The following is a 22,890-nucleotide window of genomic DNA, read 5'->3' on the forward strand; positions in this document are numbered from 1 at the left end:
CACGGCGTGAGCGGAAAGGTCCGCCGGCTGCGGCTGGCTGTGCAGAGCGAGTCCTCGTGCTGCTCCGCTCCGCGCGAACGACGACATCGTCAGGGTCCGGGACTCGGTAGGCTGGATGTCATGGCAAAGCGTGCTCCCGAACCCGAGAAGCGTCCTGGGTTCTTCTCCCAGATCAAGTCCCTCTTCCGGTTCACGCGCGAGGCCTACCCGTGGCTCCCCTGGGCGCAGGCCGGCATCCTCGTCGGCGGCATCCTGCTCGGCCTCGTCGCCGGCTACCTCATCCCGCCGTTCCAGGTGTGGACCCTCGTGCTCTGGGGCATCACCGGCCTCATGCTGGGCGTGCTCGGCGCGCTGTTCCTCATGACGCGACTGTCGACCTCGGCGATGTACACCAAGATCGACGGCATGCCCGGGGCGACCGGTCACGTGCTGAGCACCAGTCTCGGGCGTCGCTGGCAGGCATCGGAGACCCCGGTGGGGATCAACCCGAAGACCCAGGAGGCCGTGTACCGCACGATCGGTCGCGGCGGCATCGTGGTGGTCGGCGAAGGTGCCCGCGGCCGCCTCACGCGCCTGGTCAACGAGGAGCGGAGCAAGGCGCAGCGCGTCGCGCACGGTGTCCCCGTGACCGTGCTCTACGTCGGGCACGGCGAGGACGAGGTGCCCATCGCCGACCTCGCCAAGACCATCAAGAAGCTTCCCAAGGCCATCGACAAGGCCACCATGGCCGCGGTGATCCGTCGCGTCGACTCCGTGTCGCAGTCGCTCTCGTCGCTGCCGATCCCGAAGGGCATCGACCCCACCAAGGTGCGCCCGCAGCGTCCGCGCTGACCCGCACACCGCACGATCGACGCGCGGCCGTCCTCCTCGGAGGGCGGCCGCGCGTCGTCACTCCGACAGCGGCTGCTTCGGCAGGCGCCGCACCTTCGCCCGGCGACGACGACGCTCCGGGATCATCGAGCGCATCTCTTCGAGCTTGCCGAAGCAGAACAACCGGTCGTCCGCCTCCAGCACGACGTGCTTGCGCGGGTTCGGGATCACGCTCACCCCGCGGTGCAGCGTGAGCACGGTGATGTCACGCTCCCACAGTCCGGCTTCACCCAGGGTCTTCCCCACCAGGTCGGCGGCGCCGTGCACCATCAGCTCCGCCACGCCGTACCCCGTCGACACCGTCAGGCGCTGTCGCACGTCGATCTCGGGGAACGCCACCTGCCCGGCGATGTAGTCGATGATGGCGCCGGCGACGTCGAGCTTCGTGGCCGTCTCGATGCCCTGCAGTCCCGGCGAGGAGTTCACCTCCATGACGAGCGGTCCCTCGTCGCCCTCGAGCATGTCCACTCCCGCCACCCGCAGCCCCATGATCTGCGCCGAACGGACGGCCGCCCGCTCGTACACCGGGTCGAGCTCGATCGCCTCCACCGATCCGCCGCGGTGCACGTTCGAGCGGAACTCGTCGCCGGCCGCCGACCGCCGCATCGCCGCGACCACACGGTCGCCCACGACCAGCGCACGGATGTCGCGCCCACGACTCTCGGAGATGAACTTCTGGATCAGCACGTTCTGCTTCGTGGAGTGCAGGGTCTCGATGATCGCCTCGGCGACCTTGACCTGTGGGGCGAGGATCACGCCGATCCCCTGCGTGCCCTCGAGCAGCTTGATCACGACCGGGGCACCGCCGACGCGCTCGATCGCCGGGCGCACATCGGCGCGGTTGCGCACGAAAGCGGTGGGCGGCATCGCGATGTTGTGCCGGGAGAGGATCTGGTTGGCGCGGAGCTTGTCGCGCGCGCTCGAGATGCCGTTGGCAGTGTTCGGGGTGTACACGTCCATCTGCTCGAACTGGCGGACCACCGCCGTACCGAAGTAGGTGATCGAGTTCCCGATGCGCGGCAGGATCGCGTCGTAGTCGCTCAGCTGGCGTCCCCGGTAGTGCAGGTCGGGCTCATCGGAGGTGAGGTCGATCGCGAAGCGAAGGGTGTTCAGCACCTTGACGTTGTGCCCCCGCTGCAGCGCGGCGGCCCGGAGGCGCTGGGTGGAGTACGCCTGCGGCGCACGGGACAGCACTGCGATCTTCACGGGGGATTTCCTGCCAGGATGTATCAGGTGAGTAGGTCTACCCATTCAAACACCCTCACGGGGTGGCGAGAGTGGGTCAGCCTGCCCGATCTCGGCGTCGACTGGATCAAGGCGAAGATCGACACCGGCGCGCGCACCTCATCGCTGCACGCGTTCGACGTGCACGAGTTCGAGCGTGAGGGCGAGGCGTGGGTCCGCTTCCGGGTGAACCCGTGGCAGGACAGCCAGGACGACGCGGTCGTCGTCGAGTGCCCTGTGCACGATCGCCGCGCCGTGCGCAGCTCGTCCGGGCACGCGCAGGAGCGTCTGGTGGTGCAACTGATCATCCGCCTGGTCGACCGCGAGGTGCTGGCCGAGGTCACCCTCAGCAACCGGGACGAGATGGGGTTCCGCATGCTCATCGGTCGCGAGGCCCTGCGTCACGGCTACGTCGTGGACCCCGCGCGCTCGTTCCTCGGTGGAAGGGCACCGCGCGAGGCACGCCGCCGCAACCGGGGACGCGTCTGAGGCAAGCGGGCGACCCGACGCGGCTCAGGCGCGGATGAGGACGGTGCCGACCGCCTTGTCGTGCAGACCGCGCTGATCCGCATCCCAGACGACCGCCGGGATCACGACGAGCAGCAGCAGCGTGCGGACGACCGGCCGCCACAGCCCGATCCAGGCGCCGTCGAGACGCACCAGGCGCATGCCGAGGATGCGGTGACCCGGGCTACCCCCCGCGGTGGGGATGAACAGGATCTGCAGGACCGCGAACACCAGCAGCGGGGCGAACTGCGTCAGACCCGCCTCGGACGGCAGCGCGAACTGGTCGAACCCGAGGAAGCCGGTGGCGATGATCGTGGCGGCCGCATAGTCGATCACGAGAGCGCCGATGCGTCGTCCGGGACGGGCAATGCTTCCCGTTCCCGACTCCGGGAGTCCGAGTCGTTCACCGGGGTACCTGTTCACCGCATCCGTCACCACACCAGCCTACCGAGCCGCCGGAACCGCCCCTTCCGCCCTCACGCTGTAACACGCTCGAAACAAAGCGGATACCGTGGAGAAATCCCCCGTCCGTACTGTGCAGAATGGCCCCGAAGCCATCGATCCGCATCACAGGAGTCGTTACATGTTCAAAGATTCGTCCGAGGTACTGGCCTACATCAAGGAGAACGACGTCAAATTCCTTGACATCCGGTTCACCGATCTCCCTGGCGTGCAGCAGCACTTCAACATCCCTGCGGCGACGGTCGACGAGGCCTTCTTCACGGACGGGCAGCTGTTCGACGGCTCCTCGATCCGCGGCTTCGCGAGCATCCACGAGTCGGACATGCAGCTCATCCCCGACGTGACGACGGCCTACATGGACCCGTTCCGCGAGGCGAGCACCCTCGTGATGATCTTCGACATCTACAACCCGCGCACCGGCGAGATCTACTCGAAGGACCCGCGTCAGGTCGCCAAGAAGGCCGAGAAGTACCTCGCGTCGACCGGCATCGCCGACACCGCGTACTTCGCGCCCGAGGCCGAGTTCTACATCTTCGACGACGTGCGCTACTCCGTCACGGCGGGCGAGAGCTTCTACAAGGTCGACTCCGAGGAGGCCGCGTGGAACACCGGTCGCGAGGAGGAGGGCGGCAACCTCGCCAACAAGACCCCGTACAAGGGCGGCTACTTCCCCGTGAGCCCGGTCGACAAGACGGCCGACCTGCGCGACGACATCACGCTCAAGCTGATCGAGGCCGGCTTCATCCTCGAGCGCTCGCACCACGAGGTCGGCACGGCGGGCCAGCAGGAGATCAACTACCGCTTCGACACGATGGTGCACTCGGCGGACGACATCCTGAAGTTCAAGTACATCGTGAAGAACACGGCCGAGGAGTGGGGCAAGGTCGCCACCTTCATGCCCAAGCCGCTCTACGGTGACAACGGCTCCGGCATGCACACGCACCAGTCGCTGTGGAACGACGGCAAGCCGCTGTTCTACGACGAGGCCGGCTACGGCCAGCTCAGCGACATCGCCCGCTGGTACATCGGCGGCATCCTGGCGCACGCTCCCGCGCTGCTCGCCTTCACGAACCCGACGCTGAACAGCTACCACCGTCTGGTGAAGGGCTTCGAGGCTCCGGTCAACCTGGTGTACTCGGCCGGCAACCGCTCCGCCGCGATCCGTATCCCGATCACGGGCTCCAACCCGAAGGCCAAGCGCATCGAGTTCCGCGCTCCCGACGCCTCCGGCAACCCGTACCTCGCCTTCGCAGCGCAGCTCATGGCAGGTCTCGACGGCATCAAGAACCGCATCGAGCCGCACGAGCCGGTCGACAAGGACCTCTACGAGCTTCCGCCCGAGGAGGCCAAGAACATCCCGCAGGTGCCGAACTCGCTGCTCGACTCGCTCGAGGCACTCCGCAACGACCACCAGTTCCTCCTCGAGGGCGGCGTGTTCACCGAGGAGCTCATCGAGACCTGGATCTCCTACAAGTACGAGAACGAGATCCTGCCGATCGCGCAGCGTCCGCACCCGTTCGAGTACGAGCTGTACTTCGGGGTCTGACCCGCACCGCGAAGCGCCCGCCGGGATTCCTGGCGGGCGCTTCCGCGTGTCCGGGGGTCATTCCACACACCCTCTTGCAGGTCCCTGCCCCGGAGTCAAGCCCGAAGACGGGAATCGTGCAGGGCCCTAGCGTGAGAGAGTCGCCGGGCTACCCGACCCGGCGACGGGGAGGCTGCACCATGTGGACGCAGGAGGCGACGCCGACCGAGGCTCTGCTCGACAGCCGATACCGGCTGGGCGATGCCGTGGGCGTCGGCGGCATGGCGACCGTGTACCGCGCCGAGGACATCGCGCTGGAGCGCACGGTCGCGGTCAAGATCTTCCGCACCTCGGACGATGCCGTGACCTCGACGGACCGCGCGCACTCCGAGAAGGCGCTCCTCGCCTCCCTCAATCACCCCAACCTGGTCACGCTCCTCGACGCCCGCCTCGACCCCGGCCGGGCGATGTACCTGGTGATGGAGTTCGTTCCCGGCCCCACGCTCAGCAGCCGCCTCTCCCGCTCCGCCGTGACCCCCCAGGAGGTCGCGACGATCGGTGCCGACGTCGCCTCCGCCCTCCATGCCGCTCACGCGGCGGGCATCGTGCACCGTGACGTCAAGCCCTCCAACGTTCTCCTCACCCCGCCGACGTCGGGCAGCGACCGGTGGACGGCGAAGCTCGCGGATTTCGGGATCGCGTGCATGATCGACACGTCGCGGGTCACCGCGCCGGGCATCGTCCTCGGCACCCTCACGTACATGGCGCCCGAGCAGCTGCGCAACGGCGAGGTACGGCCGTCGGTCGACATCTACGCGCTGGGCCTTGTGCTCCTGGAGGCACTGACCGGCACACCCGGCTTCGCGCCCACCCTGAGCGTCGAGACCGCCCTCGCCCGCCTGCACCTGGCGCCGGACGTTCCCGCGTCGCTCGGACAGGACTGGGGGAGGCTGCTCACCGCGATGACGAGCATCGACCCGGCCGAACGGCCGCACGCCGCCGAGGTCGCGGTCGAGCTGCGGCGGTTGAGCGAAGCACTCGCGGAGGCCGACGAGCGCGCCACCGCTCCCCTTCCCGCCGTCGTCGCGCCCGCCGCCACGCGTGTCCTGCCCGTTCCCGGCTTCCCCTCGCCCGCCGCATCTTCGGCGCCCGTCGCCCCGCTGGTCATCCCTCCCGTGCCGTCGCTCCCCGCCCCCGCGGCTCCGGCTCGGCCGCTCACCCGTGCCCAGGCCCGGCGGCGGCTCGCCGCCCGTGCGGTCGCTGCACCGCGCCGGACACCGCGGCGACGCGACAGTCTGCTCTTCGCCGCCGTCGTCGCCATCGGAGCCGTCACCACGGTCGCGGTGTCGCTGTCGGGCCAGGCCCCACAGGCCGTGGCGAGCTCCGGCGCCGTCCTCAGCGGGATCTCCTCCGTCGAGTCGCCCACGGCCGCCGAGACGGCCCCGCCCACCGTCGTCGAGGTGCCCGCGGCCGTCGCTCCCGCCCCCGCCGAGTCCCTCACCGTCGAGTCCGTCGGCGACGAGCACTCGGCCGACCATGCCGACGACAACCCGGCTGCACAGCAGGACAACGGCAAGGGCAAAGGCAAAGGAGCGAAAGGCAACGGCGAGGGCACGAGGGGCGGAAAGCCGGGTTCCGCGGACCAGGGTTCGCCGACCACGGACGATCGAGCCGCGGTCGAGACGCCCGGCAAGGGCGATAAGGGCACAGGCTCGCAGGGCAAGGGCTCGAACGACTAGGCCCGGCGTTCAGCCGCACGCCCTCGGGTGTCGCTGAGCGCGCCGGGCCCCGGTGTGGAGCAAGATCGAGTGCGAGCACGCACAGTTGGAGGGGACATGCGCCGCAGGAGAATCATCGCGACCGACGAGGCGCAGACCGTATCGGCCCAGCGCCGCTCCCCCACTTCGGTGGTCGCAGGGGCGAGAGCGAACCCGTTCATGTTCGGGCTGCTGGGAGCCCTGGGCGTCCTGGTCGCTCTCGCGATCGGCGGCATCGTCAATCAGCTCGCGACCGTGCTGGTCTACATCGGCGTCGCGATCTTCCTCGCGCTCGGACTCGACCCCATCGTCACCAGCATCGAGCGCAAGCTCCCCCGTCCCGCCGCCGTCGCGATCGTCGTCGCCGGCGTCGTCCTCGCGTTCGCCGGGATCATCCTCGCCATCGTCCCGATCCTCGTCGAACAGATCACCAACCTGATCAAAGACGGTCCGAAGATGATCGAGGACTTCATGAAGACGGACTGGTACAAGGACATGAGCGCCCAGTTCGGCTCGACCATCACCGATGCCGTCAACGGCGTGCTCGGCTTCGTGCAGGACCCCGACAACTTCTTCGACATCGGCGGCGGTGTCTTCGCGGTCGGCGCCGGGATCGCCGGAGGCATCACCGGCGTCACCATCGTCCTGATCCTGACGCTGTACTTCATGGCGTCGCTGCGCAGCATGAAGCGTGTCGCCGCTCGCTTCGTGCCCGCCTACCAGCGCGACACGTTCAGCGAACTCCTGGAGGACGTCTCGAGCGCGGTCGGTCGCTACGTGATCGGTCAGGCGAGCCTCGCCCTGACCAACGGCGTGCTCAGCCTGATCTTCCTCAGCATCATCGGCGCACCGGTGCCGGCGCTGCTGGCCCTCATCGCCTTCATCGGCTCGATGATCCCGCTCGTCGGAACCCTGTCGGCATCGATCATCATCTCGCTGATCTGCCTGTTCGAGTCGCCCACGACCGCGCTCATCGCGATCATCTACTACCTCGTGTACATGCAGATCGAGGCATACGTGCTATCGCCCCGCATCATGAGCCGCGCGGTCGCCGTTCCGGGGGCTCTCGTGGTGATCGCGGCCGTCGCGGGTGGTGCGCTCGGCGGGATCCTCGGCGCGCTGGTGGCCATCCCGATCGCGGCGAGCATCATCATCATCGTGCAGAAGGTCGTGTTCCCGACACAGGACCGGAAGAAGACACCACCGGCCGTGACGGTCGCGTGATCAGCGGACGGTGACGGCGCCCGCCTGCACGCGCACCGCGAACGACGAGATCTCCCCGACCTCCTCGCCGTCGATCTCGAACATCTGCGGAGCCGCAAGGCGCACCTCGATGCGCTCGGCGGAGACGTGCGTGGTGGAGTCCGTGCTCACCGCCTGATCGACACTCCCGAGAATCCGTCGGATGCCGTTGTCCCACACCACGGAGCGGACGGTGTCGAGCCACTGGAGCGGACCGTCGGCGCTGATCAGCAGCATGTCGAGGAGCCCGTCGTCGACGAGGGCGTCGGGCAGCAGTCGGATACCGCCCTGCAACATGCCGCAGTTTCCGATCAGGAGGGTGTGCCCACGCAGCTCCTGCGGCTCACCGTCGTCCAGCTGCAGCGTGATGTCGGTCATCTCCGTGCCGGCGAGTGCCCGGCCCATCGCCTCGACGTACGCGAGCCATCCCGCGCGGTCCTTGAGGTCGTCATTGGTCTCCACCAGCATCTGGGCATCGACGCCGAAGCCCACCATGACCGAGAACGCGTGCTCCTCCCCGTCGATCTCGACCCATCCGAGGTCGATGTTCCGCGGCTCGCTGTCGCGGACGTGCTCCAGCGCGGGAAGGACGCCCTCCAGGGGGATACCGAGGTTGCGGGCCAGGAGGTTGCCGGTGCCCTGCGGCACGATGCCGAGGGCGACCCCGGTCTCCGCGAGGGCCTCCGCGACCGCTCGGATGGTCCCGTCTCCGCCCACCGCGATGACCGGGTCGCAGCCCTCCGCGACCGCCTCCGCCGCCATGCCACGGCCCGCGTCCTCCGGGGTGGTCTCCCACCAGCGGACCTCCGCGTCGTCGCCGAACGCGAGCCGGACGGCCTCCTCGAGAACCGCCCTGTCCGACTTCGTGGGGTTCCAGATCACTGCCAGAGGAGAAGACGTCATGCGCTCAGCCTGGGCGACCGGAGCCGTTCCCGCAACTCGGTTGACAGTCACCCGTAGAACAGGTGCTCGAAGGTCCGCCGAGCCCGGCGCGTGACACCCAGGTAGTCCTCCTCGAGCTGCGTGGCCGCGCGGTTCGGGTAGCCCAGCAGCCGCGCCAGCGCGTCGAGCTGCCGGCGGTCGGCCGGGAGCACGTCGCTGGTCTGTCCGGTGAGCAGGGTGATGGCCGACCGGAGCCGGCTCGACAGCAGCCAGGCGGCCCGCAGACGCTCCGCGTCCTCCTCCTCCACGAGCCCGGCAGCGACCGCCGCGTCCAGCGCCCGCAGTGTCGAGGTGGTGCGGAGTCCCGGCACCTGCGCCGCATGCTGCAGCTGCAGCAGCTGCACGAGCCACTCCACGTCGCTCAGGGTTCCCGGTCCGAGCTTGAGGTGCCGCCGCGGATCCGTGCCCTGCGGCAGCCGCTCCCCCTCGACCCGCGCCTTGATGCGCTTGATCTCCCTCAGCCCCTGGAGGTCGACCGTGTCGGGGTAGCGGATCGAATCGGCGAGCTCCGTGAACCGCGCGATCAGCTTGACGCTCCCCGCGACGCCCTGCGCGCGCAGCAGCGCCTGCGCCTCCCACGACAGGGACCAGCGACGGTAGTACGCCGTGTACGCGTCGAACGAGCGCACCAGCGGACCGTTGCGCCCCTCCGGACGCAGTCCGGCGTCGAGCTCCAGCGGCAGCCGGTGGTCGGTGAGGTGCTCGCGCAGACCCGCCACGATCTTCGTGGCGAGCTTCTCGGCGCGCTGCGGATCCACGCCGTTCGCGTCGTACACGTACAGCACGTCCGCGTCGGAGCCGAACCCGAGCTCGCCACCGCCGAACCGGCCCATCGCGATCACGGCGAAGTCGAGCGCCGCGTCCTCCGGCGGCACGACCTCACGCATCACCGCGCGCAGCCCGGCCTGGATCGTCGCGGCGGTGATGTCGGTGAGGGCCGTCGCCACCTCCTCGATCGTGAGCACGTCGAGCACCGCGCCCATGGCCGTGCGCAGCAGCTCGCGCCGCCGCAGGGCCCTGACCGCTCGCAGCGCGTCCGCGACCGTCTCGTGCCGCGTCTGGATCGCCCGCGCCTCCTCGTCCAGCGCCTCCGCGCCACGTGGTCGCAGGCGCTCCGTGCTGTCGAGCCAGGCCACGGACTCCGGGATCCACTCGAGCAGCTCCCCGATGTAGCGCGACGACGACAGCAGCCGCGTGAGGCTCTCGGCCGCGCCGGAGGAATCCCGCAGCATCCGCAGGAACCACGAGGTGTCGCCCAGCCGCTCGCTGATGCGACGGAACGCCAGGAGCGCGTAGTCCGGGTCGCTGCCGTCGGCGAACCAGCGCACCATGATCGGCATCAGGTGCCGCTGGATCGTGGCCTTGCGGCTCAACCCTCGCGTCAGGGCACCGATGTGGCGCAGCGCCCCGGCCGGGTCGCGGAACCCGATCGCCGCGAGCCGGTCGTGCGCCTGCTCCAGCGACAGCGTGCGCTCCTCCTCCGGCAGACCGGCGACCGCGCTCAGCAGCGGGCGGTAGAACAGGCGCGTGTGGATCTCGCGCACCTCGCGGCGCACGGCCTCCCAGCGCGCCCAGATGGCGTCGCCGCTGTCGGCCAGTCCGGTCGCGCGGGCGAGGAACCGTCGTCCGGCCGGCGTGCGGGGCATCAGGTGCGTGCGGGAGAGCTCGCGCAGCTGCAGCCGGTGCTCCATGAGCCGCAGCACGCGGTAGTCGGCGGCGAAGGTCGCCGCGTCCGCACGGCCGATGTACCCGCCGTCGACGAGGGCGTCGAGGCTCTCCAGCGTGCCGCGGGTGCGCAGCGTCTCGTCGGTCAGCCCGTGCACGAGCTGCAGGAGCTGCACCGTGAACTCGATGTCGCGCAGACCGCCCGCGCCGAGCTTGAGCTGGTACGGCGCGTCCTCCGGATCGATGTGCTCCATGACCCGTTCGCGCATGCGCTGCACGTTCTCGACGAACTCCTCGCGCGCGGCGCTCGACCACACGAGGGGCTGCACGGCCGCGATGTACTCCGCGCCCAGCACGGGGTCTCCCGCGAGCGGCCGTGCCTTCAGCAGCGCCTGGAACTCCCACCCCTTCGCCCAGCGGTCGTAGTAGGCGGCGTGCGAGGCGAGCGAGCGCACCAGCGCCCCCTGCTTGCCCTCGGGCCGCAGCGCCGCATCGACCTCCCACAGGGGCGGCTCGACCTCGATCGCGCTGAGGGCACGCATCGTCTCGCGCGCCAGTCGCGTCGCGATGTCGATGGCCCGCGCCTCCGACACGACCGCGTCATCGGCGGTTCCCGCGACGAAGATGACGTCGACGTCGCTGACGTAGTTCAGCTCCCGCGCGCCGGCCTTGCCCATGCCGATGATCGCGAGCCGGGTCGCGGCGAGCTCGTCGTGGCCGGTGCTCGCGCGCAGCCGCGCCCGCGCTACCGCCAGCGCCGCCTCCAGCGCCGCACCGGCGAGGTCGGCCAGCGCCGCGGCGACCGCGGGCACCGCGTCCTCCGGGCGCTCGTGCGCGAGGTCGAACGCGGCGATCGCGGCGAGCTCACGCCGATACGCCACGCGCACCGCCACCACCGCGTCGTCGTCGCCCGCCGCCGCGACACCGTCGCTGGCGTCCACGGCGGCGAGGAGGCGGCTGCGCAGCGCGTCGGCCGATGGCAGCGCCGACACGGGCTCACCGAGCACGGAGAGCTGTGCGGGGTGGCGCAGGAAGAACTCGGCGAGCCCGGTCGAGGCGCCGAACACCCGCCACACCGTGCGGCGCGTCTCCGCATCGTCGACGAGCGGCCGCACCGCCTCCGGGTCACGGCGCGCCACCCGGAGCAGACCGCGCACCGCGGCATCCGGGTCTGCGGCGCCCATGCCGTCGAGCAGCCCCGCACGGGGTCGGTCCAGCAACGACTCCAGCTCTGCCAGCGACGCGGCGGCCTCGGACAGCTCGGAGAAACCGATCCGTGCGAGCGCGGAGAGCGAGACGGAGGCGTCGGGTCGGGCCATGCCGCGCCTCAGAGGAGCTCGAGGTTGTTCTTCAGCTCCAGCGGCGTGACCTGGCCGCGGTACGCCTCCCACTCCTTGCGCTTATTGAGCAGCACGTAGTTGAACACCTGCTCGCCCAGCGTCTCGGCCACGAGCTCGGACTCCTCCATGTACTCCAGCGCGTGGTCGAGGCTCGCGGGCAGGGCGGAGTAGCCCAGCGCACGGCGCTCGGCGTCGCTCAGCGCCCACACGTTGTCCTCGGCCTCCGGCGGCAGCTCATACCCCTCCTCGATGCCCTTGAGGCCTGCGGCGAGCATGAGCGCGTAAGCCAGGTAGGGGTTCGCGGCCGAGTCGAGCGCGCGGTACTCCACGCGCGACGACTGCCCCTTGTTCGGCTTGTACATCGGCACCCGGACGAGCGCCGAACGGTTGTTGTGACCCCACGTGATGAAGCTGGGGGCCTCGTCGCCGCCCCACAGCCGCTTGTACGAGTTGACGAACTGGTTGGTCACGGCGGAGATCTCGTTCGCGTGCCGCAGGAGCCCGGCGATGAAGTGACGGCCCGTCTTGGACAGCTGGTACTTCGCCCCCTCCTCGTAGAACGCGTTCTGATCGCCCTCGAACAGCGACATGTGCGTGTGCATGCCGCTGCCGGGCTGACCGCTGAGCGGCTTCGGCATGAACGTGGCGTACACGCCCTGCTCGATGGCCACCTCCTTGATCACGGTGCGGAACGTCATGACGTTGTCGGCCGTGGTGAGGGCGTCGGCGTAGCGCAGGTCGATCTCGTTCTGACCGGGACCGCCCTCGTGGTGGCTGAACTCCACCGAGATGCCGAGGTCTTCGAGCATGCGCACCGAGCGGCGCCGGAAGTCATGGGCCGTACCGCCCGGCACGTTGTCGAAGTACCCGGCGGAGTCGACCGGGACCGGACCCTCGGGCCCGAACGACGAGGACTTGAGCAGGTAGAACTCGATCTCCGGGTGCGTGTAGAACGTGAAGCCCGCGTCAGCGGCCTTCGCGAGCGCGCGCTTGAGCACGTGACGCGGATCCGCCACCGCCGGCTGCCCGTCCGGGGTGGTGAGGTCGCAGAACATGCGCGCCGTCGGGTCGATCTCCCCGCGCCACGGCAGCGTCTGGAACGTGGTCGGGTCGGGCTGCGCCAGCAGATCGGACTCGTACGTGCGGGTGAGGCCCTCGATGGCCGAGCCGTCGAAGCCGATGCCCTCCGCGAACGCCCCCTCGACCTCGGCCGGCGCGATCGCGACCGACTTCAGCGTGCCGATCACGTCGGTGAACCACAGCCGCACGAACTTGACGCCGCGCTCCTCGATCGTGCGAAGCACGAAGTCCCTCTGCTTGTCCATGGCTACTCTGCGCCCTGGCCCTTCGCGTCGGAGCCGAAGCCGCTCGACGGCTTCGCGTCCCAGCCCTGCTCCGCGGCCTCCTCCTCGGCCCAGGCACGCGACCGCTCCTGGAGGACCTCGGGCGCACGACGCGCCTCGGCCTCGGTGTCGAAGGGGCCGACGCGGTCGATCGAGGGCGACAGCATGCCGAACTCGACCTCGCCCGTGGCGGAGTTGTACCAGTACTTGTGATCGCCGTCGGTCATGGCTTCTCCTTCTTCCCGCGAGTCGTTCGGGTGATGTCATCGATCCTACTGGCGCACACAGCGGTCGCTAAGCTATCGGCCATGGCAAAAGCGATCGGCGTCGACATCGGCGGCACGGGTATCAAAGCGGGAATCGTCGACCTCGAACACGGCACCATGGCCTCGGATCGGGTACGCGTGCCCACCCCGGAGGGTGCGGCGCCGGAGGACGTGCTCCTCGCCGTGCAGACCGTGCTCAAGACCCTCGACGTGCACGAGTCGACGCTCCCCCTCGGCGTGGCCTTCCCGGCGATCGTCAAGCGCGGCAAGACCCTGTCCGCCGCCAACGTGTCGAAGAAGTGGATCGACTTCGACGCGGAGCGGTTCTTCCGCGACGGGCTCGGCCGCAACATCGTGTTCGTGAACGACGCCGACGCGGCGGGTGTGGCCGAGGCTCGCCACGGTGCCGCCCGCGACGTGATCGGCTTCACGCTGCTCACCACTCTCGGAACCGGGATCGGCTCGGCCTTCCTCTACGACGGCGTGCTGCTGCCCAACACCGAGCTCGGTCACCTCAACTTCCGCGGCTTCGAGTCGGTGGAGACCTGGGCGGCCACCTCCGCCCGCGAGCGCGAAGGCCTCAGCTGGGCCGAGTGGGCGGAGCGGCTGCAGGAGTTCTACTCCCACATCGAGTTCATCTTCAGCCCCGACCTCTTCGTGGTCGGCGGCGGGGTGTCGAAGAACGCGGGCGACTTCCTCCCGCTGCTCGACCTCAAGACCCCGATCGTCCCGGCGATCCACCGCAACAACTCGGGCATCATCGGCGCCGCGTCACTCGCCGGCGACTGACACCAGCGACACGTGGAAGGCCCCGCAGAGCATCTGCGGGGCCTTTCCTCGTGGGGCGAATGGGCCGGCCTGTACGCCGGGTTCTGTTCCGGGGTTCTTCGCCCCTTCGACGGCCATCTCTCTCGGCGACACGTTGCCGTGCCGCTCCAGCGGTCTACCCGAGGACTCGGCGGGCCGCGTCAACATCCTCTGTCTGACCTTGCTCCGGGCGAGGTTTACCTGGCGGGCCGTGTCACCACGGCCCCCGGTGGTCTCTTACACCACCCTTTCACCCTTACCCGCGATCCGAGGATCACGGGCGGTCTGCTCTCTGTGGCACTTTCTCGCGGATCACTCCGGGTGGGTGTTACCCACCGCCCTGCCCTGTGGAGCCCGGACGTTCCTCGGTGCGGTCACCCGCCACGCGACCGTCCAGCCGACCCATTCGCCCCTCCAGTCTACGGCGCTCACTTCTCCGCGGAATCCGCGATGCGCAGGTCGAGCGGCACCTCGATCGGGAACGTGCCGAACAGGCGGGTCGTCGCGACCTCCGCTGCCTCCCGTACCGCCGCCGCGGCGGCCTCGGCGTGCTCGCGCGGGGTATGCACGATGATCTCGTCGTGCAGGAAGAAAGCCAGATGCGGCTCGCGGGCGAACGGGCCGGAGGCCTCGGCGGCCCCGAACACGGGCGGCAGCTGCTGCAGCCGGTGTCGGATCTCGGCGAGCCAGATGAGCGACCACTCGGCCGCCGTGCCCTGCACCACGAAGTTGCGGGTGAAGCGTCCCCAGTCCCGGGCTCGCCGACGAGCGAGGGCCACCACGGCGGGATCGGCCTCCGCGGCCGTCGCATCCGACTGCAACCGCATCCACTCGTCCGACGGCCGCGGCGACGACCGGCCCAGCCACGTCGAGACGATCCCGCCGTCCTCGCCCGTGCGCGCCGCCTCGTCGACGAGGGCCATGGCGCGCGGGTAGACGCGGCGCAACCGTGGCACCAGACGGCCGCTGTCGCCGCTCGTCGCGCCGTACATGGCCCCGAGCACCGCATACTTCCCCTCTTCACGGGTCGCGACCGCGCCCGACGCCACGACACCCGCGTAGAGGTCGCCACCGCGCGCCGCCTCGGCCATCGCCTCATCCGCCGCCATGGCCGCCAGCATCCGCGGCTCCAGCTGCGCGACATCCGCGACCACCAGCGTCCATCCGGGGTCGGCCCGCACGGCGGGTCGCAGGTTCCGCGGCAGCTGCAGCGCTCCCCCGCCGGCCGAGGCCCAGCGCCCCGTGACCACGCCACCGGGGATGTAGACCGGACGGAACCGCCCCTCGTGCACCCACTCGGACAGCCACGTCCACCCGTTCGCGCTCAGCAGCCGGGACAGCTTCTTGTACGCCAGCAGCGGTTCGACGACGGGATGTTCCTGCGTCGACAGCTCCCACTTGCTCGTGGACTCGACCTGCACTCCGACGCGATGCAGGGCGCGCAGCAGCTTGGGCTGGCTGTCCAGGTGGAGAGTCGCATCGCCGAGGAGCGCTCGCACCTCGTCCGCACGCTCCACCATGTGCCGGGGAAGACCGCCGCCCGCGGGCCGGGCGCCGAGGGCCTCGGTGAGGATCGCGTCGTGCACCTCGGTGTTCCAGGGCAACCCGGCGGCGCGCATCTCCTCGGCGATCAGGCCACCTGCGGACTCGGCGGCGCACAGGAGCGTCAGCCGACCGTCCCGCGCGGCGGCGATCACCCGGCGTTGCGCGCGGTACTGCTCCAGGGCCGCGACGACCGCCGGCTCCCCCGATTCCTCGTCGAACACGTCGAACAGGGAGGGCGTCGCGTCCGCGGGCTGCCGCGGCTCCCAGGCGGCAGACGGAGGCAGCGGCGCGGGCACCGTCGCGGTGTCCCGCAGGATCGCATGGCACAGGACCAGGTCGTGACTGCGGCCGATGCGGACTCCCTCCCGCAGCAGCAGTGCGTACACCTCGGCGGCCGAGCGCAGGATCCACCGGGGGCCGTCCTCCGCCTCCGTCGCGGCGACCCAGGACGCGAGTTCGCCCGCGGGCACGAGCGTCCGACCGCTCTCCCGGTCGTGCTCGTCGAGCTCGACCGCCGCGTACTCGGCCGCCCCGAGCGCGATCAGGGCGATGCGGCGCTCCGTGCCCGACGCCGGCACCGTCATCGGCGGTGCACGACGGATGCGCTCACGAGAGCCCCGACTCCTCGGTGCGGACGAGGATGCAGCCGCACTCGGGGCAGGAGACCACGGCGTCCTCCGGGGCTCGGCGGATCTCGTTGAGGTCGGTGCCAGGGAGCATCATGCGGCAGCCCTCGCAGGTGCCGCGGGTGAGGAGCGCCGCCCCCGCGCTGTTCTGCGCGCGGCGGTCGTACTCCGCCAGCAGCGGGGCGGGGATCGAGCCGGCGACGGCCTCCCGGTCACGCGTCAGCTGAGCGCCGAGCTCGGTGGCCGCCGCCACGTCGGCCTTCGCCTGCGCGGTCAGGGCCGTGCCCTCGGTCGTGGTCGTGTCGAGCAGCGCCTGCTGAGCGGCGACGGCGGCATCGGCCTCTTCCACGCGCCCCATCACGTCGAGCTCCGCGTCTTCCAGGTCGCTCAGGCGCTTGGCCAGGCTGGCGAGCTCGTGCTCGAGCGCCTGCGCCTCCTTCGCGTTGGTCGCCGCCGCCAGACGCGCGGTGTCGCGGTCACGACGCTGTTCGGCCAGGGACACGTCGGACTCCAGCCGCGCGAGCTCGGCCCGCGCATCGTCCCGCGCGCCGGTAAGAACCGTGAGCTCGCGGAGCTGCTCCTGGCGGACGGCGACGAGCTCGGTGATCCGCGCCGCCTGACTCGGCTGGGTGCGGGCGCGCTCGGCCTGCGCGATGCGCCGGTCGAGGTCCGCGATGTCGAGCAGGGTGCGCTGGTTCTCCGGGGTGGCGTTCACGCTCTCAAATCTAGTCGGTCGGCCGTCGTCCGGGCCTCAGCCGATGACGCCGTCGACGTAGAGCCACGTCCGGCCCTCGCGGACGAATCGGCTGCGCTCGCGCAGGGAGCCGCGCTCGGCGCCGTGCCGCCAGAACGCCTCGAACTCCACGACGCCGTAGCGGTCGAACGGTCCCCCGGCCACGCGGTCGACGATCAGCAGCCGACGCCATTCCAGACCCCGGTCGAACTCGACGTCGCGGGGCCGCGTGCTCGGATGCCAGGTGCGCAGCAGGTACGCGGCGTCCGCCCGGGAGAAAGCGGTGTAGCGGGAGCGCATGAGTCGTTCAGCGGTCGGAGCGGACGCACCTCCGAGAAGGGGCGCGCAGCACTCGTCGAACGGGTTGCCGGAGCCGCAGGGGCAGCGTGCGGACGACATCACGAGAGCGCGACGATCAGGGTCATGCCTGCCAGCATCACGCACACCGGGGTCATGGTCCACCGTTCCGCGGGACTCCGCGAGATCGCGTTGAGCAGGATCCCGATCACGAAGTACGCGAACAGCACCCAGCACGACACGACGACGACGGGCAGCTCACCCCCGGCGATGACTCCCGCACGGCTCAGCAGCAGTGCGGCGAACCCGGCGTAGAGGACGACCGAGACGATGCTGCCGACGCGGAGCCGCACGGGCAGAACGCGGTGCGCACCGCCCCAGGCGAAGCGGCCGAGCGGCGCGCCGAAGATGAGGGCGACCTGGAACAGCGTCAGAGCCGCGAGAAGGACGAGGGCGCCCGTCAGAGCGACGGCGAGCATGCGGAGACCTCCAGGGTGTCGGGAGTCATGCGGACAGGTCGAGATCGTCGAGCCAGGAGAGCGCGAGCCCGTGCGAGCGGAGACCGTAGTCGAGGGTCGCGCGACGGAAGCGGTACAGCTCGCGCACGGCCTCAGGCACGTCGGTCGCATCGAGCTCCTCCGCCAGGGCGGCGAGCCGGGACTGGTCCTCCGCGATCCGTGTGCGGATGACCTCGACGCACAGCGGACGCTCCGCGGGCGGGAGGTGTCCCAGGAGGTGGATCCGCGCGAGCATCACGGGCTCGGGGTCGGATCCGGTGAGCGGCGACGTCATCCACGTGTGCCAGGACCGACGCCCCTCCGCCGTCACGCGGTACAGCTTCCTTCCCCGACCGTTCGCGGCCGCCTCGTCCACGCGTGCCCAGCCCTGCGACTCGAGCTGACGGAGGGCGCGCTGGATGCTTCCGAAGCTCGCGGCGTAGAAGAGCGAGATCCCGGCGCGGAACCGCTTGTGCACGTCGTAGAGCGTGAGCGGAGCGTCCAGAAGGATCCCGAGGATGAGGAACTGCATGCTCCAGATATACCTCTTAGGGATATTGCGGACAAGGCCTACGCTGAACACAAGCCACCGAAGGAGCATCGATGCCCGCCATCCCCACCGTCACCGCCCACAACGGCTTCACCCTTCCCGCGATCGGGCTGGGCACCTATCGCCTCGACGGCGATGCGGGAGCCGACGCCGTCGCCGCGGCCATCGGCGCGGGCTACCGCCTCATCGACACGGCCTTCAACTACGAGAACGAGGGGTCCGTCGGGCGCGGTGTCGCCGCCGCCGACGTCGACCGCGCCGAGATCATCGTCACCACCAAGCTGCCCGGCCGACACCACCCCGCGGACCGGGCGCGGATCAGCATCGAGGAGAGCCGCTCCCGGCTCGGGCTCGATGCGACCGATCTCCATCTGATCCACTGGCCGAACCCGCACCAGGACGAGTACGTCCCCGCATGGACGGCGCTCGTCGAGGCCCAGTCCCGCGGCGTCGTGCGGCAGATCGGCGTGTCGAACTTCCTGCCGGAGCACCTGGAGCGCATCGAGAGGGAGACCGGCGTCCGCCCCGTGGTCAACCAGATCGAGGTGCACCCGTACTTCCCCCAGGAGGAGCAGCTCGCCCACCACCGCGCCCAGGGGATCATCACCGAGGCGTGGAGTCCGATCGGCCGGGCGAAGGCGCTGCTCGACGAGCCCGTGATCAGGGAGGTCGCCGCCGCACACGACATCGCACCGGCGCAGGCGGTGCTGGCCTGGCACGTCGCCCGGGGGACCGTGGCGATCCCCAAGGCCTCGTCGCTCGCTCACCAGCTCGACAACCTCGCCGCGGCGGAGATCGTGCTCGACGACGCCGAGGTGGCCGCGATCACCGCACTCGGTCGCCCGGACGGACGGCTCTTCGACGCGGACCCCGCCGTCCACGAGGAGTCCTGACCGCGGGAGCGCTCAGACGGTCTGCGTCCCCAGCACCCGCAGGAACTCCAGCTTGCCGGCCGCCTCGCTCCCCCGCGGCGCGGTCAGCACGATCAGCGCCTGCGACTCGTCCTCCGTGAACAGCGCCTGGCAGTCGACCTCGATCTCGCCGAGCTCCGGGTGCACCATCACCTTGTGCTGCTCGAAGCGACGGCTCACCTCGTGCGCCTCCCACAACCGCACGAACTCGTCGCTCATGGCCGAGAGGGCCGTGACCATCTCGCAGGCGCGGGAGCGCGCACCGGGGACCGCGTGCGCGGCCCTGAGCGTCGCCACGAGAGACCGCGACTGCCGCACGTGATCGACCTCCCGATAGCGGAGGCGCTCCGTCTCCGGGGAGGCGAACCAGCGGTAGATCCCGCTGCGATCCATCCCGGTCAGGCTTCCCGCATCGCCGATCAGCGCCCGGGAGGCGTCGTTCTGCACGAGCACCTCGTCGAGCACCGACACCACGAACGCCGGCGTGTCGTGCAGCCGGTCCAGCACCCGGAGGATCCCCGGCCGCACGTAGTCGGTCGCCGTGACGCGATCCGGGGCGCTGTGGCCGCTCAACCGGAACAGGTAGTCGCGCTCGTCCTCGGTCAGCCGCAGCGCCCTGGCGAGCGAGCCGAGGATCTGCACGCTCGGCTGTGGTCCCCTCCGCTGCTCCAGGCGTGCGTAGTAGTCCGTCGACATCGTGGCCAGCTGGGCCACCTCCTCGCGCCGCAGACCGGCGGTTCGGCGGCGCGCTCCCGCGGGCAGCCCCACGTCGGCGGGCGTCAACGCCTCCCGGCGGCGCAGCAGGAAGTCGGCCAGCGCATCACGATCCATTCCTGAAGTATCCCCCTGCCGCGGCACCCGAACCAGGGATCGGCGGTCCCTGGACGATCCCTCTCTGGAGCGTCCAGCCGCAGCCGTCGACGCTGGAACCATGGACATCACCGGAAACACCATCTTCATCCCCGGCGCGACCAGCGGCATCGGCCTCGCGCTGGCCCTCCGACTCCACGAACGCGGGAACACCGTGATCGTCGGCGGGCGGCGCGCCGACCGGCTCACCGCGATCGCCGACGCACACCCCGGCATCCACACCGTGCAGATCGACGCCGCGGACGCCGACAGCATCCAGGCAGCCGCCCGCACCGTCCTCGCCGAGCATCCGGCGCTGAACGTGCTCGTCACCATGGCGGGCATCATGCGCGCCGAGGACTGGCGCTCACCCGACGGCTTCCTCGCGACCGCCGAGGAGATCGTGACCACCAACGTCCTCGGGCCGATCCGTCTGATCGCCGCGTTCGTCGAGCACCTCCGCACGCAGCCCGCCGCGACGATCATGACCGTGACGTCCGGGCTCGCGTTCGTCCCGCTCAAGGCGACGCCGACCTACAACGCCAGCAAGGCTGCGATCCATATGCTCAGCGAATCCCTCCGCCTGCAGTTCGCCGGCACGAGCATCTCCGTCGTCGAGCTGGAGCCGCCGGCGGTTCGCACCGCTCTCATGCCCGGGCAGGAGCAGGACGAGTCGGCGATGCCTCTCGACGAGTTCGCCGACGAGGTCATGGCGCTCATCGAGACCGACCCGGAGGCGCCCGAGGTGCAGGTCGAGCGCGTCAAGTTCCTGCGCCACGCCGAGGCGAGGGGGGACTACGCCCGCGTCGTCGCCGCGCTCAACAGCACCGATCGTCACGCCCGCTGAGGCCGGGGCGGTGCCCGCGCACCGCCCCCAGTTCACGCCTGCAGGGACCCCGCGACCGCGGTGAGAGCATCGGCCGACTGCCGCAGCTGCTCCAGCTCGCGCTCCGAGAAGGAGGTGGCGCGGATCGGCTCGGCCCCGGCGGCGCTCACGATCGACGGTACCGACAGGGCGACGCCGTCCAGGCCGTGGAAGTCGCGCAGCACCGTGCTCACCGGCATCACGGCGTGCTCGTCGCGGAGGATGGCCTCCACGATCCGCGCGCTCGACAGCCCGATCGCGTAGTTGGTCGCCCCCTTGCCGCGGATCACCTTGTACGCGGCGTCGCGCACCTCCACCGCGATCTCGTCCAGCTCCTCCAGCGTGAACCGCGGGTGTCCTGGCGTCTCCCACTCCAGGATCGGCACCGTGCCGATCGTGGCGCGGGACCACAGGGGGAACTCCGTGTCCCCGTGCTCGCCGATGATGTGCGCGTGCACGCTCGCAGTCGACACTCCCGCCCGCTCGGCGAGCTTCCATCGCAGACGCGACGTATCGAGCACCGTGCCGGAGGCGAAGATCCGCTCCGGCGGCAGCCCCGTCTCCTGCTGAGCGATCACGGTGAGCACGTCGCACGGGTTCGTGACGATGACGTACACCGCGTTCGGTGCGACGGCGAGCAGGTCGGGCATCATGCGCCGGATGATGCCCGCGTTCACCCCGGCCAGCTCGGTGCGGGTCTGCCCCGGGTTCTGCTTGGCCCCGGCGGTGATGACCACCACGTGCGAGCCGGCCGCGACCGAGATGTCGCTGCCGCCGACGATCGCGCTCGACCCGGTGAACTGGGTCCCGTGGGCGAGGTCGAGCACCTCGGCCTCGACCTTCTCGGTGGCGATGTCATAGAGCGCGACGTGACGGGCGGAGCCGCGGATCAGTGCGGCGTACGCGACGCTGGAGCCGACGCTCCCCGCACCCACGACCGTGAGCTTCGAGTTCTCGATGATCTCCATGCGCCCATACTGACAGCGGGCTCGTCGCTCCGGGAGGGGGCGAGCCGTGCGAAAGCGCGCAGGTCAGACCGCCGCGGCCACCGCATCCGCCGCGGTCCGGTGGGTGAACCGGAACCCCGAGCGCTCGAGCACCTCCGGGCGCACATCGGCATCCGGCAGCAGGAGCGAGTCGGCCGCGTCCCCGAGCGTCAGGCGCAGCGCCCACCGGGGAGCGCGAAGCCAGTACGGGCGATGCATCCGCGCGGCAAGGGCGCGTCCGGTGTCGTTCATGGTGGCGGGCGTCGGACCCGCGAGGTTCACCGGACCGGTGAGCTTCGCGTCGAGCGTGTGCCGGATCGCCCGCACCTCGTCCTCGAGCGAGATCCAGGGCCACGTCTGCGTGCCAGGGCCCAGCGGTCCCGCGACCCCGAGCCGGGTGAGCAGCACCAGCGGCCGCAGGACGCCGCGGCGATGGATCACGGGGGCAGTGCGCAGCAGCGCGACCCGGGTGAGGTCCTCCACCCGTCTGGCCTCGGCCTCCCATCGCACGCAGAGGTCGGCGAGGAACGTGTCGCCCGGCCGCGAGTCCTCCGTGAGGGTCTCCCCCGGCGCGGAGCCGTAGTAGCCCACGGCCGACGCGGAGACCAGCGCCGGAGCGTCGGAGCCGAGCGAGCGCAGCGCCGTCGTGAGGGTGTGCGTCGCATCGAGCCGGGACTCCACCAGCTCCCGGCGGTACCGCAGCGTCCACGGGAGCCGGCCGACGCTGGCACCGCCCAGGGCCACGACCGCCTCCGCACCCGCGAGCACGTCGGGGTTGAGGGAGCTCACACCGGGCATCCACTGATGCTCGCCGTCCTCCCGGGGCGGGTGACGCACGAGCGTGTCGACCTCGATCCCGTCCCCGCGCAGCGAGGCCGCGAGGGCGGAGCCGATCAGGCCGGATGCCCCGCTGATGACGATGCGTCGCGCCATGGTCGCTCCCCCGGTCTCCTCGAGACGGTGGGCCCTGCCGGGATCGAACCGACGACATCCACGGTGGAGTCCCCACGGTTGGCACCCATCGTAGACCTCTTCGGCGAACGGGCTGCGTCCTGATGTACATGGCGTCGACGTGCACTCA

Annotated in this window: 22 protein-coding genes and 1 other RNA gene; 8 read left to right on the forward strand and 15 right to left on the reverse strand. The window is 70.5% G+C overall.

Features of this window, described 5'->3' with window-relative positions:
- Window positions 1–120 precede the first annotated feature (120 nt).
- Complete coding sequence (locus KZC56_RS14425; RefSeq protein ID WP_136030306.1) at window positions 121–831, forward strand: DUF4191 domain-containing protein; 711 nt, start codon at window positions 121–123, stop codon at window positions 829–831.
- 57 nt (window positions 832–888) lie between these two features.
- On the opposite strand, the gene KZC56_RS14430 is transcribed toward KZC56_RS14425, so the two are convergent.
- Window positions 889–2,076, reverse strand: a complete 1,188-nt coding sequence (locus tag KZC56_RS14430; protein ID WP_136030304.1) for a RimK family alpha-L-glutamate ligase — start codon at window positions 2,074–2,076, stop codon at window positions 889–891.
- Window positions 2,077–2,094: 18 nt separating this feature from the next.
- Between KZC56_RS14430 and KZC56_RS14435 the strand changes: the two genes are divergently transcribed.
- On the forward strand, window positions 2,095–2,583 hold the full coding sequence (locus tag KZC56_RS14435; protein ID WP_136036632.1) for an ATP-dependent zinc protease family protein: 489 nt from the start codon (window positions 2,095–2,097) through the stop codon (window positions 2,581–2,583).
- A 24-nt stretch (window positions 2,584–2,607) separates the two neighbouring features.
- Here KZC56_RS14435 and KZC56_RS14440 read toward each other — a convergent pair whose 3' ends face one another.
- On the reverse strand, window positions 2,608–3,036 hold the full coding sequence (locus tag KZC56_RS14440; protein ID WP_372490597.1) for an RDD family protein: 429 nt from the start codon (window positions 3,034–3,036) through the stop codon (window positions 2,608–2,610).
- A gap of 148 nt (window positions 3,037–3,184) precedes the next feature.
- On the opposite strand from KZC56_RS14440, the gene glnA (KZC56_RS14445) reads away from it, so the two are divergent.
- From glnA (KZC56_RS14445) to KZC56_RS14455, 3 genes are all read left to right on the forward strand, one after another.
- Complete coding sequence (gene glnA / locus KZC56_RS14445; RefSeq protein ID WP_136030300.1) at window positions 3,185–4,609, forward strand: type I glutamate--ammonia ligase; 1,425 nt, start codon at window positions 3,185–3,187, stop codon at window positions 4,607–4,609.
- A gap of 179 nt (window positions 4,610–4,788) precedes the next feature.
- Complete coding sequence (locus tag KZC56_RS14450; protein WP_247638838.1) at window positions 4,789–6,327, forward strand: serine/threonine-protein kinase; 1,539 nt, start codon at window positions 4,789–4,791, stop codon at window positions 6,325–6,327.
- 96 nt (window positions 6,328–6,423) lie between these two features.
- Complete coding sequence (locus KZC56_RS14455) at window positions 6,424–7,569, forward strand: AI-2E family transporter (protein ID WP_136030295.1); 1,146 nt, start codon at window positions 6,424–6,426, stop codon at window positions 7,567–7,569.
- Here the strand turns inward: KZC56_RS14455 and KZC56_RS14460 are convergent, their stop codons facing one another.
- Genes KZC56_RS14460 through KZC56_RS14475 form a run of 4 tightly spaced genes read right to left on the reverse strand, consistent with a single transcriptional unit; the run spans window position 7,570 to window position 13,104 of the window.
- Window positions 7,570–8,490: a diacylglycerol/lipid kinase family protein gene (locus KZC56_RS14460; protein WP_247638839.1), complete on the reverse strand. Its 921-nt coding sequence runs from the start codon at window positions 8,488–8,490 to the stop codon at window positions 7,570–7,572.
- Between the two features lie 47 nt (window positions 8,491–8,537).
- The gene (locus KZC56_RS14465) at window positions 8,538–11,513 is read right to left on the reverse strand and encodes a bifunctional [glutamine synthetase] adenylyltransferase/[glutamine synthetase]-adenylyl-L-tyrosine phosphorylase (protein WP_247638840.1); all 2,976 of its coding nucleotides are present in this window, start codon (window positions 11,511–11,513) and stop codon (window positions 8,538–8,540) included.
- A gap of 8 nt (window positions 11,514–11,521) precedes the next feature.
- The gene (glnA, locus tag KZC56_RS14470) at window positions 11,522–12,859 is read right to left on the reverse strand and encodes a type I glutamate--ammonia ligase (RefSeq protein WP_136030252.1); all 1,338 of its coding nucleotides are present in this window, start codon (window positions 12,857–12,859) and stop codon (window positions 11,522–11,524) included.
- A gap of 2 nt (window positions 12,860–12,861) precedes the next feature.
- Window positions 12,862–13,104, reverse strand: coding sequence for an SPOR domain-containing protein (locus KZC56_RS14475; RefSeq protein WP_136030250.1), 243 nt, complete (start codon window positions 13,102–13,104; stop codon window positions 12,862–12,864).
- Window positions 13,105–13,185: 81 nt separating this feature from the next.
- Between KZC56_RS14475 and ppgK the strand changes: the two genes are divergently transcribed.
- Window positions 13,186–13,932, forward strand: coding sequence for a polyphosphate--glucose phosphotransferase (ppgK, locus tag KZC56_RS14480; protein ID WP_136036155.1), 747 nt, complete (start codon window positions 13,186–13,188; stop codon window positions 13,930–13,932).
- A gap of 56 nt (window positions 13,933–13,988) precedes the next feature.
- On the opposite strand, the gene rnpB is transcribed toward ppgK, so the two are convergent.
- The 6 genes from rnpB to KZC56_RS14510 all read right to left on the reverse strand — a co-directional run bounded on the left by rnpB (window position 13,989) and on the right by KZC56_RS14510 (window position 18,180).
- An RNA gene (rnpB, locus tag KZC56_RS14485) (RNase P RNA component class A) lies at window positions 13,989–14,355 on the reverse strand.
- A 23-nt stretch (window positions 14,356–14,378) separates the two neighbouring features.
- Entirely contained in the window at window positions 14,379–16,079 is a 1,701-nt protein-coding gene (locus KZC56_RS14490; RefSeq protein ID WP_247638841.1) for a bifunctional 3'-5' exonuclease/DNA polymerase, read from the reverse strand.
- Between the two features lie 22 nt (window positions 16,080–16,101).
- The gene (locus tag KZC56_RS14495; protein WP_136030244.1) at window positions 16,102–16,836 is read right to left on the reverse strand and encodes a zinc ribbon domain-containing protein; all 735 of its coding nucleotides are present in this window, start codon (window positions 16,834–16,836) and stop codon (window positions 16,102–16,104) included.
- Window positions 16,837–16,872: 36 nt separating this feature from the next.
- The gene (locus KZC56_RS14500; protein WP_136030242.1) at window positions 16,873–17,253 is read right to left on the reverse strand and encodes a YchJ family protein; all 381 of its coding nucleotides are present in this window, start codon (window positions 17,251–17,253) and stop codon (window positions 16,873–16,875) included.
- Complete coding sequence (locus KZC56_RS14505) at window positions 17,253–17,630, reverse strand: hypothetical protein (RefSeq protein WP_136030240.1); 378 nt, start codon at window positions 17,628–17,630, stop codon at window positions 17,253–17,255. Before KZC56_RS14505 ends, KZC56_RS14500 begins: the two co-directional genes overlap by 1 nt.
- Before the next feature lie 25 nt (window positions 17,631–17,655).
- Window positions 17,656–18,180 (reverse strand): PadR family transcriptional regulator, encoded by a 525-nt coding sequence (locus tag KZC56_RS14510; RefSeq protein WP_247638842.1) that lies wholly within the window; start codon window positions 18,178–18,180, stop codon window positions 17,656–17,658.
- Window positions 18,181–18,251: 71 nt separating this feature from the next.
- Between KZC56_RS14510 and KZC56_RS14515 the strand changes: the two genes are divergently transcribed.
- Entirely contained in the window at window positions 18,252–19,091 is an 840-nt protein-coding gene (locus KZC56_RS14515; protein WP_136036160.1) for an aldo/keto reductase, read from the forward strand.
- Between the two features lie 12 nt (window positions 19,092–19,103).
- Here KZC56_RS14515 and KZC56_RS14520 read toward each other — a convergent pair whose 3' ends face one another.
- On the reverse strand, window positions 19,104–19,940 hold the full coding sequence (locus KZC56_RS14520) for a helix-turn-helix transcriptional regulator (protein WP_136030234.1): 837 nt from the start codon (window positions 19,938–19,940) through the stop codon (window positions 19,104–19,106).
- Window positions 19,941–20,040: 100 nt separating this feature from the next.
- On the opposite strand from KZC56_RS14520, the gene KZC56_RS14525 reads away from it, so the two are divergent.
- On the forward strand, window positions 20,041–20,805 hold the full coding sequence (locus tag KZC56_RS14525) for an SDR family oxidoreductase (protein ID WP_247638843.1): 765 nt from the start codon (window positions 20,041–20,043) through the stop codon (window positions 20,803–20,805).
- Window positions 20,806–20,837: 32 nt separating this feature from the next.
- Here the strand turns inward: KZC56_RS14525 and KZC56_RS14530 are convergent, their stop codons facing one another.
- Window positions 20,838–21,791, reverse strand: a complete 954-nt coding sequence (locus KZC56_RS14530; RefSeq protein ID WP_136036162.1) for an L-lactate dehydrogenase — start codon at window positions 21,789–21,791, stop codon at window positions 20,838–20,840.
- Window positions 21,792–21,854: 63 nt separating this feature from the next.
- A complete protein-coding gene (locus KZC56_RS14535) occupies window positions 21,855–22,742 on the reverse strand; it encodes a TIGR01777 family oxidoreductase (protein WP_247638844.1) in 888 nt (295 codons plus the stop codon).
- Between the last annotated feature and the right edge of the window lie 148 nt (window positions 22,743–22,890).

It is taken from the genome of Microbacterium sufflavum (assembly GCF_023091155.1).
Classification (GTDB): domain Bacteria; phylum Actinomycetota; class Actinomycetes; order Actinomycetales; family Microbacteriaceae; genus Microbacterium; species Microbacterium sufflavum.